This window comes from Massilia sp. Mn16-1_5, assembly GCF_004798585.1.
Classification (GTDB): Bacteria; Pseudomonadota; Gammaproteobacteria; order Burkholderiales; family Burkholderiaceae_D; genus Telluria.
Map to the genome: position 1 here is coordinate 47,625 of NZ_PPXQ01000009.1, position 14,177 is coordinate 61,801.

10 protein-coding genes and 1 pseudogene are annotated in these 14,177 nt (G+C 64.6%); 8 read left to right on the forward strand and 3 right to left on the reverse strand.

Annotated elements, in window-relative coordinates; all coding sequences use genetic code 11:
* Positions 1–24: 24 nt before the first annotated feature.
* The 8 genes and pseudogenes from C2862_RS12210 (at position 25) to C2862_RS12245 (ending at position 8,578) form a co-directional block, all read left to right on the forward strand.
* Entirely contained in the window at positions 25–1,290 is a 1,266-nt protein-coding gene (locus C2862_RS12210) for an MFS transporter (protein ID WP_136220404.1), read from the forward strand.
* Positions 1,291–1,296: 6 nt separating this feature from the next.
* Positions 1,297–2,439, forward strand: coding sequence for an acyltransferase family protein (locus tag C2862_RS12215; protein WP_136220405.1), 1,143 nt, complete (start codon positions 1,297–1,299; stop codon positions 2,437–2,439).
* A 15-nt stretch (positions 2,440–2,454) separates the two neighbouring features.
* Positions 2,455–4,062, forward strand: coding sequence for a glycoside hydrolase family 10 protein (locus tag C2862_RS12220; protein WP_373888256.1), 1,608 nt, complete (start codon positions 2,455–2,457; stop codon positions 4,060–4,062).
* A 205-nt stretch (positions 4,063–4,267) separates the two neighbouring features.
* The gene (locus C2862_RS12225; protein WP_136220406.1) at positions 4,268–5,215 is read left to right on the forward strand and encodes an N-acetylglucosamine kinase; all 948 of its coding nucleotides are present in this window, start codon (positions 4,268–4,270) and stop codon (positions 5,213–5,215) included.
* Positions 5,212–5,979, forward strand: a pseudogene (locus C2862_RS12230) (N-acetylmuramoyl-L-alanine amidase); the annotation flags it as partial. The gene C2862_RS12225 and the pseudogene C2862_RS12230, both read left to right, overlap by 4 nt.
* 289 nt (positions 5,980–6,268) lie before the next feature.
* Entirely contained in the window at positions 6,269–7,174 is a 906-nt protein-coding gene (locus C2862_RS12235) for a LysR family transcriptional regulator (protein WP_136220408.1), read from the forward strand.
* A complete protein-coding gene (locus C2862_RS12240) occupies positions 7,171–7,785 on the forward strand; it encodes a M15 family metallopeptidase (protein ID WP_136220409.1) in 615 nt (204 codons plus the stop codon). The genes C2862_RS12235 and C2862_RS12240 overlap by 4 nt, the downstream gene beginning before the upstream one ends.
* A gap of 163 nt (positions 7,786–7,948) precedes the next feature.
* Positions 7,949–8,578, forward strand: coding sequence for a hypothetical protein (locus tag C2862_RS12245; RefSeq protein ID WP_136220410.1), 630 nt, complete (start codon positions 7,949–7,951; stop codon positions 8,576–8,578).
* 72 nt (positions 8,579–8,650) lie between these two features.
* Here C2862_RS12245 and C2862_RS12250 read toward each other — a convergent pair whose 3' ends face one another.
* The 3 genes from C2862_RS12250 to C2862_RS12260 form a co-directional block, all read right to left on the reverse strand.
* Positions 8,651–11,116, reverse strand: coding sequence for a TonB-dependent siderophore receptor (locus tag C2862_RS12250; RefSeq protein ID WP_136220411.1), 2,466 nt, complete (start codon positions 11,114–11,116; stop codon positions 8,651–8,653).
* A gap of 291 nt (positions 11,117–11,407) precedes the next feature.
* On the reverse strand, positions 11,408–12,883 hold the full coding sequence (dacB, locus tag C2862_RS12255; RefSeq protein ID WP_136220412.1) for a D-alanyl-D-alanine carboxypeptidase/D-alanyl-D-alanine-endopeptidase: 1,476 nt from the start codon (positions 12,881–12,883) through the stop codon (positions 11,408–11,410).
* 8 nt (positions 12,884–12,891) lie between these two features.
* Entirely contained in the window at positions 12,892–14,130 is a 1,239-nt protein-coding gene (locus tag C2862_RS12260; RefSeq protein WP_136220413.1) for a nucleoside recognition domain-containing protein, read from the reverse strand.
* Between the last annotated feature and the right edge of the window lie 47 nt (positions 14,131–14,177).

Below are 14,177 nucleotides of genomic sequence, written 5' to 3' on the forward strand. Positions count from 1 at the left end.
CCCTTGCCCGATCACGAAAGCTCTATGCAAACTTCTCAAGCGAAAAGTCCGTGGCTGTGGGTGCCCTCGCTCTACTTCGCCCAGGCCATTCCGTATGTGGTCGCGATGCAGTTGTCGGTCATCATGTACAAGGACCTGGGCGTGTCGAATTCCGACATCGCCTTCTATACGAGCCTGTTGTATTTACCTTGGGTCATCAAGCCGCTGTGGTCGCCCGTGGTGGACATGTTCGGTACCAAGCGCCGCTGGACCGTGCTGCTGCAGCTGGTCGTGGCCGCCTCGCTGGCGGCGGTGGGCACGGTGCTGCACCTGCCCGCCTTCTTCGCGGTCAGCCTGGCCGTGATGTGGCTGATGGCTTTCGGTTCCGCCACCCACGATATCTCGGCCGACGGCTTTTATATGCTGGGCCTGCGCCAGAAGGACCAAGCCGCCTTCGTGGGCGTGCGCAGCACCTTCTATCGCCTGGCGACGCTGGCGGGGCAGGGGCCGCTGGTGGTGCTGGCCGGCTATCTCGCCGTCTCGCTGGGTGATGCGCACCAGGCCTGGTCGATCGTCTTTTTTGTTCTCGCCGGCCTGTTCGCCGTCGCCTTTGCCTGGCACCAGCTGGTGCTGCCGACACCGAAGGAGGACCACGCCGTGGCCGCCGGCAGCAATCCGCTGCGCGAATTCTTCGGTACCTTCGGCTCCTTCTTCCGCAAGCGCGACATCTGGCTGATCCTGGGTTTCATTCTGACCTTCCGCCTTGGCGAAGCGCAGCTGCTGAAACTGGTGGCGCCCTTCCTCAAGGACCCGCTGGAAAAGGGGGGACTTGGCCTCAGCACGGCCCAGTACGGCATCGCCTACGGCACCATCGGCATCATCGCCCTGACCATCGGCGGCCTGGCCGGCGGCTACCTGATCTCGAAACTGGGCCTGAAGCGCTGCCTGTGGCTGATGGTGTTTGCCGTGCACCTGCCGGACCTGGTGTTCGTGTACCTGTCGCATGCGCAGCCGGCCAATTTCTACCTGATCTCCGCCTTCCTCGCGCTCGAACAGTTCGGCTACGGTTTCGGTTTCACCGCCATGATGCTGTACATGATCATGGTGTCAGAGGGCGAACATAAAACGGCGCACTACGCGATCTGCACCGGCCTGATGGCGCTGGGCATGATGGTGCCGGGCATGTGGAGCGGGAATCTGCAGGAATACCTGGGCTACAAGCACTTCTTCATCTGGGTGTGCATCGCGACGATCCCCGCCTTCATCATGGCGGCGCTGGTCAGGATCGATCCGGAGTTCGGGAAGAAATAAGGGACGATGACGACATCCGCCAGCCGCCTCTCTTCGCTCGACGCCTTCCGCGGCTTCACGATTGCCGCCATGGTGCTGGTGAACAATCCCGGCGACTGGTCTCATCTTTATTCCCAGCTTGAACACGCCAAGTGGCACGGCTGGACTTTTACAGACACCATCTTCCCCTTCTTCCTCTTCATCGGCGGTGTCTCGATGGCGCTGTCGCTGGGCCGTCTGGCCGCCGAGGGCGCCGACAAGCCGCGCCTGCTGATCAAACTGGCGAAACGGGCAGCGCTGATCTTCCTGATCGGCTTCCTGCTGAACCTGATCCCGTATTTTAATTTCGAGAAGGTGCGGATTCCGGGCGTCCTCCAGCGCATCGCCCTGTGCACCCTGCTGGCCGCGCCCATCGTCGTGTATTGCGGCTGGCGCCTGCAACTGGCGATCATTGCCGTCCTGCTGACGCTGTATTCCGCCTTCATGCTGTTCTATCCGGTGCCGGGCATCGGCGCCGGCGTGCTGGAACCAGGCAAGGATTTTGGGGCCTACATCGACCGCATGCTGCTCGACGGGCACATGTGGGTGCAATCGAAGACCTGGGATCCGGAAGGCCTGTTTTCGACCATTCCCGCCCTGTGCAGTCAGCTGTTCGGGGTGCTGGCCGGGCGTTTCCTGTTGAGCGGCTTGAGCCGCATCGAGCAGACCGTCTGGCTGCTGCTGGCCGGTTTGCTGTTCCTCTGGCTGGGCGTGATCCTGGACGCCATCCTCATGCCGATCAACAAGAGCCTGTGGACACCTTCCTATTGTTTCCTGATGACGGGGTGGGCTTTGCTAATATTCAGCGCCTTCTTCTGGCTGCTCGACGTGAATCCGTATGCGGCGGTGCGTGAAGCAGCGGCGCGCTGGACGCGGCCGTTCCAGATCTATGGCATGAATGCGCTGTTCATTTTCGCGTTTTCGGGCCTGGTGGCCAAGATGTTCGGTTTTATCAAACTCGCGCAGCCGGATGGCAGCACGGTCTCGCTCGGACGCCTTCTCTATGCGCCGATCCGCGAGCTGCCGATCGGCGCGCTCAACACCTCGGTGCTGTACGCGCTGCTGTTCAATGCCGCCATGTTCTTGCTGGCCTGGGGCATGTGGCGCAAACGATGGTTTGTCAAAGTATAAATAGTGGGAGCGGTAGTGGTTGATTTGAAAAAACGCGCGTTGGCGCTGGCAGGTGTGGCGGGGATGATGACCCTGGGTGGTTTCTTGGCCAGTTGCACCACGCCACAAAAAAGCACGACGAGCCCGACGGGCACGATCCACGCCAGCGGCAAGCTGCCGCCCGCCGCGCCGCGCGAATTCCGCGCCGCCTGGGTCTCGACGGTGGCGAACATCGACTGGCCGAGCCGCCAGAATTTAAAGGCCCCGCAGCAGCAGGCGGAGGCGATCGCCATCCTGGATCGCGCCAAGGCCATGGGCCTGAATGCGATCGTGCTGCAGGTGCGTCCTTCGGCCGATGCAATCTACGCGTCCTCGATCGAGCCCTGGTCGGAATACCTGACGGGCACCCAGGGCCAGGCGCCACAGCCCTGGTACGACCCGCTGAAATTCTGGGTCACCGAGGCCCATGCGCGCGGCCTCGAACTGCACGCCTGGTTCAATCCCTACCGCGCCCGCCACGACGGCGCCCGCTCGCCCGCCGCAGCTAACCACATCACCCGCACCAATCCGGCCGCCGTCAAACGCTACGGCAAGTTCATGTGGATGGACCCGGGCGAGGACGCGGCCTCGAAGCAGACCCTGGACGTGGTGCTCGACGTCGTGCGCCGCTACGACATCGACGGCGTCCATATCGACGATTATTTTTATCCTTACCCGATCGAGGCCGCCACGACCGTCGCCGGCAACGAGGCGGCGCTGGACGGCAAGCCCGGCGTCAAGGCCGAACTGGACTTCCCGGATACGCCGGCCTGGGAACGCTATCTCGCCCGCGGCGGCAAGCTCGACCGCGCATCCTGGCGCCGCCAGAACGTCAACGAGCTGATCAAGGACATGTACGAGGGTATCCACCGCGAAAAGAGCTGGGTGCGCTTCGGCATCAGCCCCTTCGGCCTGGGCCGCCCGGACCGCCGTCCGCCGGGCATCGCCGGCTTCTCGCAGTACGACAAGCTGTACGCGGATGCCGAGCTGTGGCTGCAGAAGGGCTGGCTCGACTACTTCACGCCGCAGCTGTACTGGGCGCGCAGCCAGTCGGCGCAAGCCTATGACGTGCTGCTCGATTACTGGATCGGCCAGAACACGCAGGGCCGCCACCTGTGGCCGGGCCTGTTTACGAGCCGCATCGGCGCCCCGACCAAGGATTATCCACCGCAGGAAATCGTCGACCAGATCGAATCGACCCGTGCGCGCCCGCAGGCCGGTGGTCACGTACACTTCAGCATGATTGCGCTGATGCAGAACCGCAAAGGCATTACCGACCAGCTGAGCAGCGGTGCCTACGCGACGCCGGCCCTGGTGCCGGCCACGCCCTGGCTCGGCAACGTGAAACCCGGCCTGCCGCGCGTCAAGGCGGTGCGCACGGGTAAGGGCGTCGACCTGAAACTGACGGCCGGCAAAGCGAATGCGCTGTACACCGTGTGGTCGCGCCATGGCGAGGAGTGGCGTTTCAATGTCGTGCCGGCCTCGAAAGTGGACTGGAAGCTCGAGGACGACGTCCGTCTCGGTGCGCCGGACGCCGTATTCGTCGGCGCCGTGGACCGTCTCGGCATCGAAGGCGACCGGATCCAGGTGTGGGGCAAGCCGTAATCGTAGGCGTAGGGTGGTCGGCTCCACCCTACATGATGCGTCGAGATAGCGTATGCGCCGCCCACGCGTTCAACGCACGCTTGATTTGCCGCACCAGATTCAGTTTCCCTGTTCATGTATTGACGCCCTCATTCATAACCTACATTCATAGATTGACGGCCAGCATTCATTCGCGTCATTTGCTTCCAAGCCCTACACTCGCTTCATGTTGAATTCTTCCGCTCATCCAGGCATCGGCCTTGGCATCGACGCCGGCGGCACCCAGACCCGCTGGGCGCTGGCGGCGCCAGATGGCGCGATCCTGGCTGAAGGCACGGTCGCCGGCCTGTCTGCCCTGCAAATGAGCAAACCCGACGGCCGCGCCAGCGTGCGCGCCACGTTCATTGAGCTCGCGCGCGCCGTGCTCCAGCACGCGCAGCCGGCCAGCGTGCGCGCCGGCCTGACCGGCTTCGGCGGCGAGGGCGCGCAAATGACGGCCTGGCTGGCGGAGCTGCTGGGCATCGAGCCCACTGCGATTGCCATGTGCAACGACATCGACATCGCCTACCGCGCCAGTTTCGCCCCCGGCGAAGGCTATTTGGTATACGCCGGCACCGGCTCGATCGGGGCTTTCATCGATAGCGACGGCACATTCCACCGTGCCGGCGGCCGCGGCGTCGTGCTCGACGACGGCGGCGGCGGATTCTGGATCGCGCGCGCAGCCCTGCGCCACATCTGGCGCCGCGAGGACGAAGCGCCGGGGAGCTGGGAAAGTTCGCCCATGGCGCGCGCCGTCTTCGAACACGTCGGCGGTTCGGACTGGGCATTCTCTCGCCAGTTCATCTATGGCCAGGAGCGTGGCGAAGTCGGCAAGCTGGCATTGGCCGTGGCCGCCAGCGCCGGCCAGGACCCGGCCGCCGACGCGATCCTGCTTGAAGCCGGGCGCGAGCTGGGCCGCCTCGCGAACGCACTGCTGCGCCGCTTCGGGCCGCGTCCGGTGGCGCTGGCGGGACGCGCCGCCGAGCTGCACCCATCGATCGCGGCCAGCATGCGCGCTAGCCTGCCGCCGGATACCCTGCTGACCCAGACCGCCATGCGCGCCCACCACGCCGCCGCGCGCCTGGCGGTGGCCGACAGTCACCCCGCATTTTCATTATCGAACGGACAACCATGAAATCGCTTGCAGCTACCCTCCTGATCGCCTTGCTGGCCGGTTGCGCCACCCAAGGCGGCATCGACAAGACCTATACGGCCAAGGGCCAGGGCAGCCGGGTGCGCTTCCTGGTGCTGCACTACACGGTGGCGGACAAGCCGGCCTCGATCAAGATCCTGACCGAGCAGCAAGTAAGCGCCCACTATCTGCTCACCGACGATGCCAGCCCAACCATCTACGGCTTGGTCGACGAAACCCGCTCCGCCTACCACGCCGGCAACTCGAGCTGGAAAGGGTATACCCAGCTCAACAACAGCTCGATCGGCATCGAGATCGTGAACGCCGGCTGGAAGGACACGCCGCAAGGCCGCGTCTATGCGCCCTTCCCGCAAACCCAGATCGACGCGCTGATTCCCTTGGTTAAAGACATCGTCGCGCGCCATGGCATCCTGCCGGAAAACGTCGTCGCCCACAGCGACATCGCTCCGCTGCGCAAGCAGGACCCGGGTCCGATGTTCCCCTGGTACCAGCTGGCGCAGGCCGGCCTGATCGTGTGGCCGGACGCGAACCGCGTTGCCGCCGTGCGCCAGGTGTTCGATGTGCAGGTGCCGGATGCCGTCTGGTTCCAGAAAAAACTGGCGGCCCACGGCTACGGTGTGACCCAGAGCGGCGTGTTCGACCAGCCGACCAGGACGACGATCGCCGCCTTCCAGATGAAATACCGCCCGGCGAACATTGCCGGCGAGCCGGATGCGGAAACGGCGGCCATGCTGGAAGTGCTGACCACGCCGGCAAATGCCCCGCTGCCGCCGGTGCCGCCGGCACCGATTCCGGAAATGCGTCCGGTACAGCCGACCCAGCCGGTGGATCCAGTCCAGCCCATCCAGCCGGTCCAGCCAGTCCAGCCAGTCCAGCCGCTGCCGCCCGGGACCCCGACCACCCCGCCGACGCCGCCCAACACGCCGCCGGTGGCGTAGAACCCACGATGACGGTCGCTCCGATGTGCGTTTCCATGTATCCTGCGGCCAGCCCGCGCCCATACGGTGCGCGGGCGTCTCGTTGAAGGATTGATACATGCGCCTGCGCCACATCGAAGTTTTCCACGCCATCATGCAGGTCGGCACCATCAGCGGTGCCGCCCAGGTTCTCCACATCTCGCAGCCCGCGGTCACCAAGGTGTTGCAGCACGCCGAGCTGCAGCTGGGCATGCCGCTGTTCGAGCGCGTGCGCGGCAAACTGTATCCGAAGCCGGAGGCGCACCGCCTGTTCGCCGAGACGGAAAAACTGAACCGCGATTTACAGGGTATCCGCCGCCTCGCCGCCAGCCTGAAAGGGCGCGCGGTGGAAACGGTGCGCCTGGTGTCGACGCCGACCCTGGCCATCAGCGTGCTGCCGCAGGCGATGACGGCCTGGCGCCGCGACTTCGCCCAGACGCGCTGCGAACTGGCGACCTACCACACCAGCGAGATCGTGAATGCCCTGCGCCTGGGCGAGGCGGATCTGGCCCTGTCGCTGCAGGACCCGCGCCATCCCGGCATCGTCGCCGAGCCGATTGCCTCCGGCAACCTGACGGTGATGGCCCCCGCCGGCACCTGGAGCGAAGCCGAGTGCGCGCAGCCGATCGGCGCCGCGGATCTGTCCGGTGAACTGATCGGCCTGGCCGACAACGATCCTCTGGGCGAAATTGTGGTGGCCGCCTGCGAGGCCCAGGGCGTGCAGCCCGTGTTTCGCACCGTGGTCCAGACTTACCAGATCGCCCGTTCCCTGGTGGAAGCGGGCGCCGGCACGGCCGTGGTCGATCCGTTCACCGCAGCCTCGGCGGCGTCCGACAAGGTCCAGCGCCGCCAGTGGGCACCCGCGATTCCCGTGCAGCTGTATCTGCTGACCGCAAACCACGCGCCGCTGTCGCACGGCGCGCGTGAACTGGCCAATTGTATCGGCGCGACGGCCCGCGCCTGTCTTGATAAGGGTTGTGCATGAGTATCCTGACGGTTGCCAGCGAAGACATCGCCGGCAGCGAAGAATTCCGTCACCTCTCAATGATCGCCGGCATCGCGGTCGACCTCCGTTACGCCGGTCCGAACAATTTTGTGGGACGCGATCTGTATTCGCCCTTCGACTGCGCCTGGCTGCACGTTGAAGCCGCCGCGGCGCTGGAAGCGGCCGTGGCCTGGCTCGGCAGCCACGCGCCCGGCCACACCTTGCTGGTGCTGGACGCCTTGCGCCCGCAGCGGGTGCAGCAGCAGCTGTGGGACGCCCTGGAGGGTACCGGCCTGCAGATGTACCTCGCTAATCCGGCGCGCGGCTCGATCCACTCCTATGGCATGGCGCTCGACGTCACCATCCTCGATCCGCAAGGCCGCGAGCTCGACATGGGCACCGGCTTCGACGACATGACCGATTTGTCGCACCCGGCGCTGGAAGAGGGGTTTATGGCTGCCGGCCAGCTGAGCGAAGGGCAAGTCGCCAACCGCCAGTTGCTGCGTGGCGCCATGTTCGGTGCCGGTTTTGTCGGCATCAATACCGAATGGTGGCATTTCGACTGCGGCGACCGCGAGCGCGTGCGATCGACTTTTCGTCGCGTCCTGTAAGCTCCCATTTCGTTCCCCGCACACACTTGAGTTGTCTCAGCCTTTATAAGGCTTGAGCCCGAGACAATCTTCTCGTATTGACGAGAGATTGATGCCGTGGCTTGACGAGTCCGCTTTCATCTTCTCGCGCAATCATTCTTCCAACGGACGAGAGAGGTGGGCGATGAAACGAGTCATCATGGCCGCGGTCGTGGGCGCGGCGCTGGCGGGTTGCGGCACGGCGGCGGGCGACCTGTTTACGGCGCGCGACCGGACGGTCGAGTATGTCCGGGTATTCGATATCAAGACCGAGGCGCCGCCGCTGGCCGTGGCGCGCGCGGCCAGCGAAGGCATCAGCCGCAACATCCGGAACGCCACGCTGGCGACGCCCCTGCCTGAATCAGAAGACAGGCTCGACCAGCCCGGCCGCTTCAAGATGGCCGACGCCCCGGGCGCCGCCCGCGGCCCCAGCTGCGAGGGTGCCAGCTGGACCGCCCAGGCCCGCCCCGACGTGCGCGGCAGCCAGGACGTGCACATCGTCGCCTGCCTTTATCCGTATAAAACCGGCTATCACCTCGACATGTACGCCGGGTTCACCAAAAAGGAGGGCGGCTGGCTGGCCTGGCCGCGGCGCGCCACCGGCTATGTGATGGGGACACCCGAGAAATTCGTGGAAAAGACAATGATCGACCTGGTGCGCACGATCCGCGAAACGACGGGCGCGCAGGTGGCGCTGGTGGAGGCGAAACCGGAGCTGGCCGGCGCGCCCTGGCTCGAGCCTTCACGGCCCGGCGCGCAGGCCTCGAAACCCTGACGCGCCGGTGAATGCGACCGAGCTGGGGGGGCAGCTCGGTCGAAGCTGCGGGGGCAGCTCGGCAGGTGCTGCTTAGAACGACCAGTCGACGCGGGCGTACATCTGGCGACCGTTGATGCCGATCGGGCAGGTTTCCCAGCAGTGGGTAAAGCCCAGCTGCGGGAACGGTGCGGCGCGTACCTTGTCCCATTCCGTCGGATAGGTATCGAACAGGTTGTTCGCACCGACCGACAGGCTCAGGCGCTTGGTGAAGGCGTAGCGCACGCTCAGGTCCACTAACCACTTGGCATCCCAGGTCTGGATGAAGCCGGGCGTAAAGCCCTGGCCCTGGACTTCGCCGAAGTAGCTGGCGCGGGTATTCACGTTCCACGGACCGGTCGTGTAGTCGGCCGCCACCACGTGGTGCTGGCGCGGCTGGCCGCGTTCGATCAGCGTCACCTGCGTGTCGTCGAAAAGTTGCTCGCCGGTCAGGACTGGCGACTGCGAATGGCGTGCCTTGACTTCGGTCTTGTTGAAGCCGAGCTGGCCGGACAGCACCAGGGTCGAACCGGGCCAGCGCGTGGTGTGCTCGGCAACGATGTCCAGGCCGCTGGTGCGGGTGTCGATCGCGTTGGTGAAGAACTGCGCCTGGCCGACCTTCAGCGGGTCGAGGATGGCGCGGATCGGGCCGGCGCCGGCTTCTGGTGCGATATTGCTCGAGAAGACGATGCGGTCGTCGATGTCGATGCGGTACAGGTCGGCCGTGACCGAGAAGTTTTGCAGCGGACGCAGCACGATGCCGACGCTGGCGTTCTTCGAGGTCTCTTCCTTCAAGGGAGCGATGCCAAAGGCGCGGGTGACGGCGCTGCCTTCGCGCGCGGTCAGGGTTTCGGTCAGCACGCCGGCCGCGTTCAGGTTGGTGGACACCGAGCTGTAGAACTTCTGCTGCACCGAGGGAGCACGGAAACCGGTCGAGATGCTGCCGCGCAGGCCGACCGTGCGCGACGGGTCGTAGCGCATGGACAGTTTGCCCGTCGTGGTGCTGCCGAAGTCCGAGTATTTTTCGTAGCGCACCGCGCCGGCGATCAGCAGCTGGTCGGTGAGGTTGTGCTCGGCATCGACATAGAGGGCGATGTTGTGGCGGCCGTCGTCGACTTCGGTCGATGGCGTGTAGCCGGGGAAGCCCTGGGCGCCCGAGGCGGCAATGCCGCCGTTCTGGTCGCGGATCACGATGGCCGGGTTGTTGGTGCGGCCGTACTGGTAGGACATCGGATCGCCCGCTTCGATCTCGTAGTTGTCGCGGCGGTATTCGAAACCGGTGGCCAGCGAAATCTTGCGTCCACCGATGTCAATCGGGCCACGCACATCGGCATTGAAGGTGGTCTGGTTGAATTTCAGGGTGCCGGTATCGGCTTCCAGCGGCGATTCGGCATAGATGCCGCCGCCCGGTTTCGGTTCGTACCAGTAGCTGACGTTGATCGATTCGCGCTCGTGGAAGCCGAGCTGGCTGCGGCCATGGTTCACGCTGACGTCGAATTTCCAGTCGTTGGCCAGGTTGCGCTTGTAGCCGACGGCGAAGGAGGCATCTTTTACGGTGGTGAGAATGTTCGGCAGGAAGCCGTTCGGATACACGGCCGGCACGTTACGGCCATCGCCCGCGGTACGGAAGAAGCCGGCCGAGTCGCCGGTGCGCTTGGAGACGCCGCCGAAGGCGTAGAACTCGCTGTCCTTGTCGACCGGCAGGCCGGCATTCAGCCACAGGAAAGCATCCTTGGCCAGGCTGTCGCCGATGCGCTGGGTCACGCGCGGCGGATCGGTGCGCGCCGTGTCGAGGCCGGCGCGGTTGGTTTCGCCGCGGCGGCGGCCTTCGGCCGTCAGGTTCACATAGCCGCCGTCGCCGATCGCAAAGCCGGTATTCGCGCTGGCCGAGATCATGTCGCCGTCGCCCTCGGCCGTGGTGCCGATCGAGCTGCTGACCTGCGTTTCCTTGACCTGCGATTTCAATACGATGTTGATCACGCCGGCGATCGCATCGGACCCGTACTGGGCCGCCGCCCCATCGCGCAAGACTTCGATGTGGTGGATCGCCGACATCGGGATCGCATTGATGTCGGTACCGGCCGAGCCGCGGCCGATGGTCTGCTGCACATTGACGAGTGCCTGCTGGTGGCGGCGCTTGCCGTTGACCAGCACCAGCAGCTGGTCCGGGCCGAGGCCGCGCAGGGTGGCGGGACGGATGATGTCGGTGCCGTCGCTGATGAAGGTGGTCGAGAAATTGAACGAGGGATCGAGCGTCTGCAACAGCTTGCCCAGTTCCAGCGGACCGGCGGTCTGCATGTCCTTCACGTTGATCAGGCCCACCGGCGCGGCCGTATCGAGCGCGGTCTTGGCGCTGGAGCGCGAACCGAGCACGACGACACGGGCCGGATTGTTTTCATCGGCGACCGTCGTGGTCGTGGTCGAGGTGGTTTCTTGTGCGCCGGCGGAGGAAAAGGCGGCCAGCAGGGCGGTGGCAAGCAGGGTCTGGCGGAAAGGATGGCAGGCAGGGTGACGCGTCATGTTCTCTCTTTTCTGGATTGTCGATACGAACCGGTCTGAAATGCACCATAAGGTATGGCTATGTTTCCATACGTGAAATTCATATTAACAATTGACGTTTGTCCATACAACGCACACAGCATGAGCGTTGTATTTGCGTGTTATCACAGCAATATTGGGTGCGAAGCAAGAGAAAAGGCAGTAAGCTGGATCGCTTGTGCCCGGTTTTGGTGCGTCGATTGTGACGTGCGATGTGGGCGCATGCCGCGCATGGTGGGTACGGGGCGCCCACCCTACCTCGATCTCCCTGCTTTACGGCTGTACTGCCGCTGGCGTTGCCGCTCCCGACTTCGCCACCCAATCCACTAACGCATCGACCACGGCGCGTCCGCGTCCTTCTCCCGCCAGGTCGTCGTTGACCATAGCCACTACCACGTTCTGCACCCCGCTCGCATCCGGCACATAGCCGGCTACCGCCACCACATTGCGCAGGGTCCCCGTCTTCAAACGGGCACGGCCGGCGGCCGGGCTGCCGTTCAGGCGGCGGCGCATGGTGCCGTCCGTTGCCGCGATCGGCATGCTGGCCAGGAATTCCGGCGCCCAGTTGCTGCGCAGGCCGGCGCGCAGCAGGCCGCCCATCTGCAGTGGACTGATGCGCTCGATGCGCGACAGGCCGGAGCCGTTTTCGATGACCAGGCCGCTGTCGTCGATGCCATGCGCGCGCATCCAGTTGCGCACCGTGGCATCGGCGCGGGTGTAGGTGGTCTGGTCCGGCGCCAAAGGCAAGGGCCGGCTGCCCAGCACCGGATCGGCTTCCAGTGCGCCCAGGCTGAGGAACAGGGTCCGCGCCAGCGCATTGTCCGAGGGTTTATTGGTGTCGCGCACCACTTCCGGCAGGGCGCGGGCGCGGTGCTCGGCCAGTAGTCTCGCGTCCAGCGGCGCCGTGCCCGCCTGCGTCTTGCCGTCCAGTTTGCCGCCCAGCTGCTTCCATTTCAGGCGGAACAGGCCATCGATATAGGCGTCGCGCTCGAGCACGTTGATGCTGTTGGTCTTGGCGCAGTTTTTCGGGTACGTCCCCTGCAGCACGACCTTGATCTTGTTGTCGTCCGTGTGCACGACCTGCGGCAGCTTCCAGCCGTCCTCCCACTTCGCGCAATCGGCGTCGATCAGGGTCATGTTGGAGGCGATCGTCACCCCGGACAGCGCCGGCTGCATGTCCAGCTGCATGCGTTTATCCGTCGAGCGCATGTCGATCTGCAGCATGTTCTTGTTGATCAGGAGGGCGTCGGGAATGACGTTGTAATAGGCTTCGGGCGACTCGTCGAAGGGCGGCAGGCCGACATCCATGCGCGCCGGCTGGAACACGCCGCGGTCCAGTACCAGATTACCCGCGATGCGCCGGATGCCCGCATTGTGCAGGGCGCGCAGCATGCCTTCCAATACTTCTCCCGACAGGTCGGCGTCGGCGCCGCCACGCAGCACCAGGTCGCCCTTCAATACGTCCTTTTTGACGTCGGCGTTCGTCAGCAGCTCGGTCCGCCCGCGAAACACCGGACCCAGGTGCTCAAGGCTGACCAGGGTCGTCACCAGTTTCATGGTGGAGGCCGGCTGCATCGGACGTTCCGCCAGGTGCGAGAGCACGACCTGGTCGCCGCGCAGCACGAGGGCGCTGAACGAGGCCGGCGTCATGCCGTTCTGCGCCAGCAGGCTTGCCACCGGTTCCGGCAACTGTGCCTGCGCGGGCAGGCAGGAGAACAGGGCGGCGGCGAGAGCGAGCGGACGGAGCATACGTTTCCTTAACCGAAGAAGAGGTAGGCCACAAAAATGGCGGCGATCACGCCCGCGAGGTCGGCCAGCAAGCCATAGCCGATTGCATAGCGGGTCTTGCGAATGCCGACCGAGCCGAAATACAGGGCGACGATATAGAAGGTCGTATCGGCGGCGCCCTGCAGGATCGAAGCCAGGCGGCCGACGAAGGAATCGACGCCATAGGTGTTCATGGCATCGATCATCATGGCGCGCGAGCCGCTGCCGGACAGGGGTTTCATCAGCGCGGTCGGCAAGGCGCCGACGAAATCGGTGGGCAGTCCGAGTTGGCTGAATACCCATGCGAAGGCTTGGACGATCAGGCCGAGGATGCCGGAGTTGCGTACCACGCTGATGGCGACCAGCATGCCGACGAGGTAAGGAATGATCTTCAACGAGGTCTCGATGCCGCCCTTCGCGCCCTCGATGAAGGCTTCGAACACGTTGACCCGCTTGCGCAGGGCTGCCGTCATGAAGGCGGCGATAATCGAGAACAGGATCAGGTTGGCAACCACCACCGAGAACAGTTCGATCTCGTTCTTGGCGAGATAATTGGTCATGTAGAACACGAGGGCGCCGACGACGGCCGTCAGGCCGCCGATCCAGCCGAACACGACCGGATGGAGCAGATTGATGCGTTGCTTCAGGCTGACGGCCACGATGCCGGTGAGCGTGGAGCAGAAGGTCGCGATCAGCGTTGGAATGAAAATATCGGCGGGATTGGCCGCGCCGAGGATGGCGCGCTGGGCCATGATGGCCAGCGGAATCACCGTCAGGCCGGAGGTCTGGATCACCAGGAACATGATCTGGGCATCGCTGGCTTCATCCTTGCGCGGATTCAGGGTTTGCAGGCTTTCCATGGCCTTCAGGCCGAAGGGCGTCGCCGCGTTGTCCAGGCCAAGGATATTCGCCGAAAAATTCATCACCATGTGGCCATTCGCCGGGTGATCGCGCGGCACCCCGGGAAAAATCCGCGAGAAGAAGGGCGCGATGATGCGCGCGAACAAGTTGATGGCGCCTGCCCGTTCACCCACGTTCATGATCCCGAGCCACAAGGTCATGACGCCGGCCAGCGGCAGGGCGATGTCCATCACCGCCATCTTGGCTGAACTAAAAGTGCCGTCGATGATGCGCTTGAAGATCTCGGTGTCGCCCAGGAAGATCCACTGTCCGAGCGCGGCAACGAAGCCGACGAGGAAGAAACCAGTCCAGATGTAATTTAAAGCCATGAGTCAGTCCGATAAGGCGGCAGGGCAGCGGGTAAGCTGCTGGTTCA

Excerpts from the sequence above, each read along its gene's own strand:
- C2862_RS12225 (WP_136220406.1), top strand. The coding sequence starts at position 4,268 with ATGTTGAATTCTTCCGCTCATCCAGGCATCGGCCTTGGCATCGACGCC.
- C2862_RS12235 (WP_136220408.1), top strand. The coding sequence starts at position 6,269 with ATGCGCCTGCGCCACATCGAAGTTTTCCACGCCATCATGCAGGTCGGC.
- C2862_RS12250 (WP_136220411.1), bottom strand. The coding sequence starts at position 11,116 with ATGACGCGTCACCCTGCCTGCCATCCTTTCCGCCAGACCCTGCTTGCC.
- C2862_RS12260 (WP_136220413.1), bottom strand. The coding sequence starts at position 14,130 with ATGGCTTTAAATTACATCTGGACTGGTTTCTTCCTCGTCGGCTTCGTT.
- dacB (WP_136220412.1), bottom strand. The coding sequence starts at position 12,883 with ATGCTCCGTCCGCTCGCTCTCGCCGCCGCCCTGTTCTCCTGCCTGCCC.
- C2862_RS12240 (WP_136220409.1), top strand. The coding sequence starts at position 7,171 with ATGAGTATCCTGACGGTTGCCAGCGAAGACATCGCCGGCAGCGAAGAA.
- C2862_RS12215 (WP_136220405.1), top strand. The coding sequence starts at position 1,297 with ATGACGACATCCGCCAGCCGCCTCTCTTCGCTCGACGCCTTCCGCGGC.
- C2862_RS12210 (WP_136220404.1), top strand. The coding sequence starts at position 25 with ATGCAAACTTCTCAAGCGAAAAGTCCGTGGCTGTGGGTGCCCTCGCTC.
- C2862_RS12245 (WP_136220410.1), top strand. The coding sequence starts at position 7,949 with ATGAAACGAGTCATCATGGCCGCGGTCGTGGGCGCGGCGCTGGCGGGT.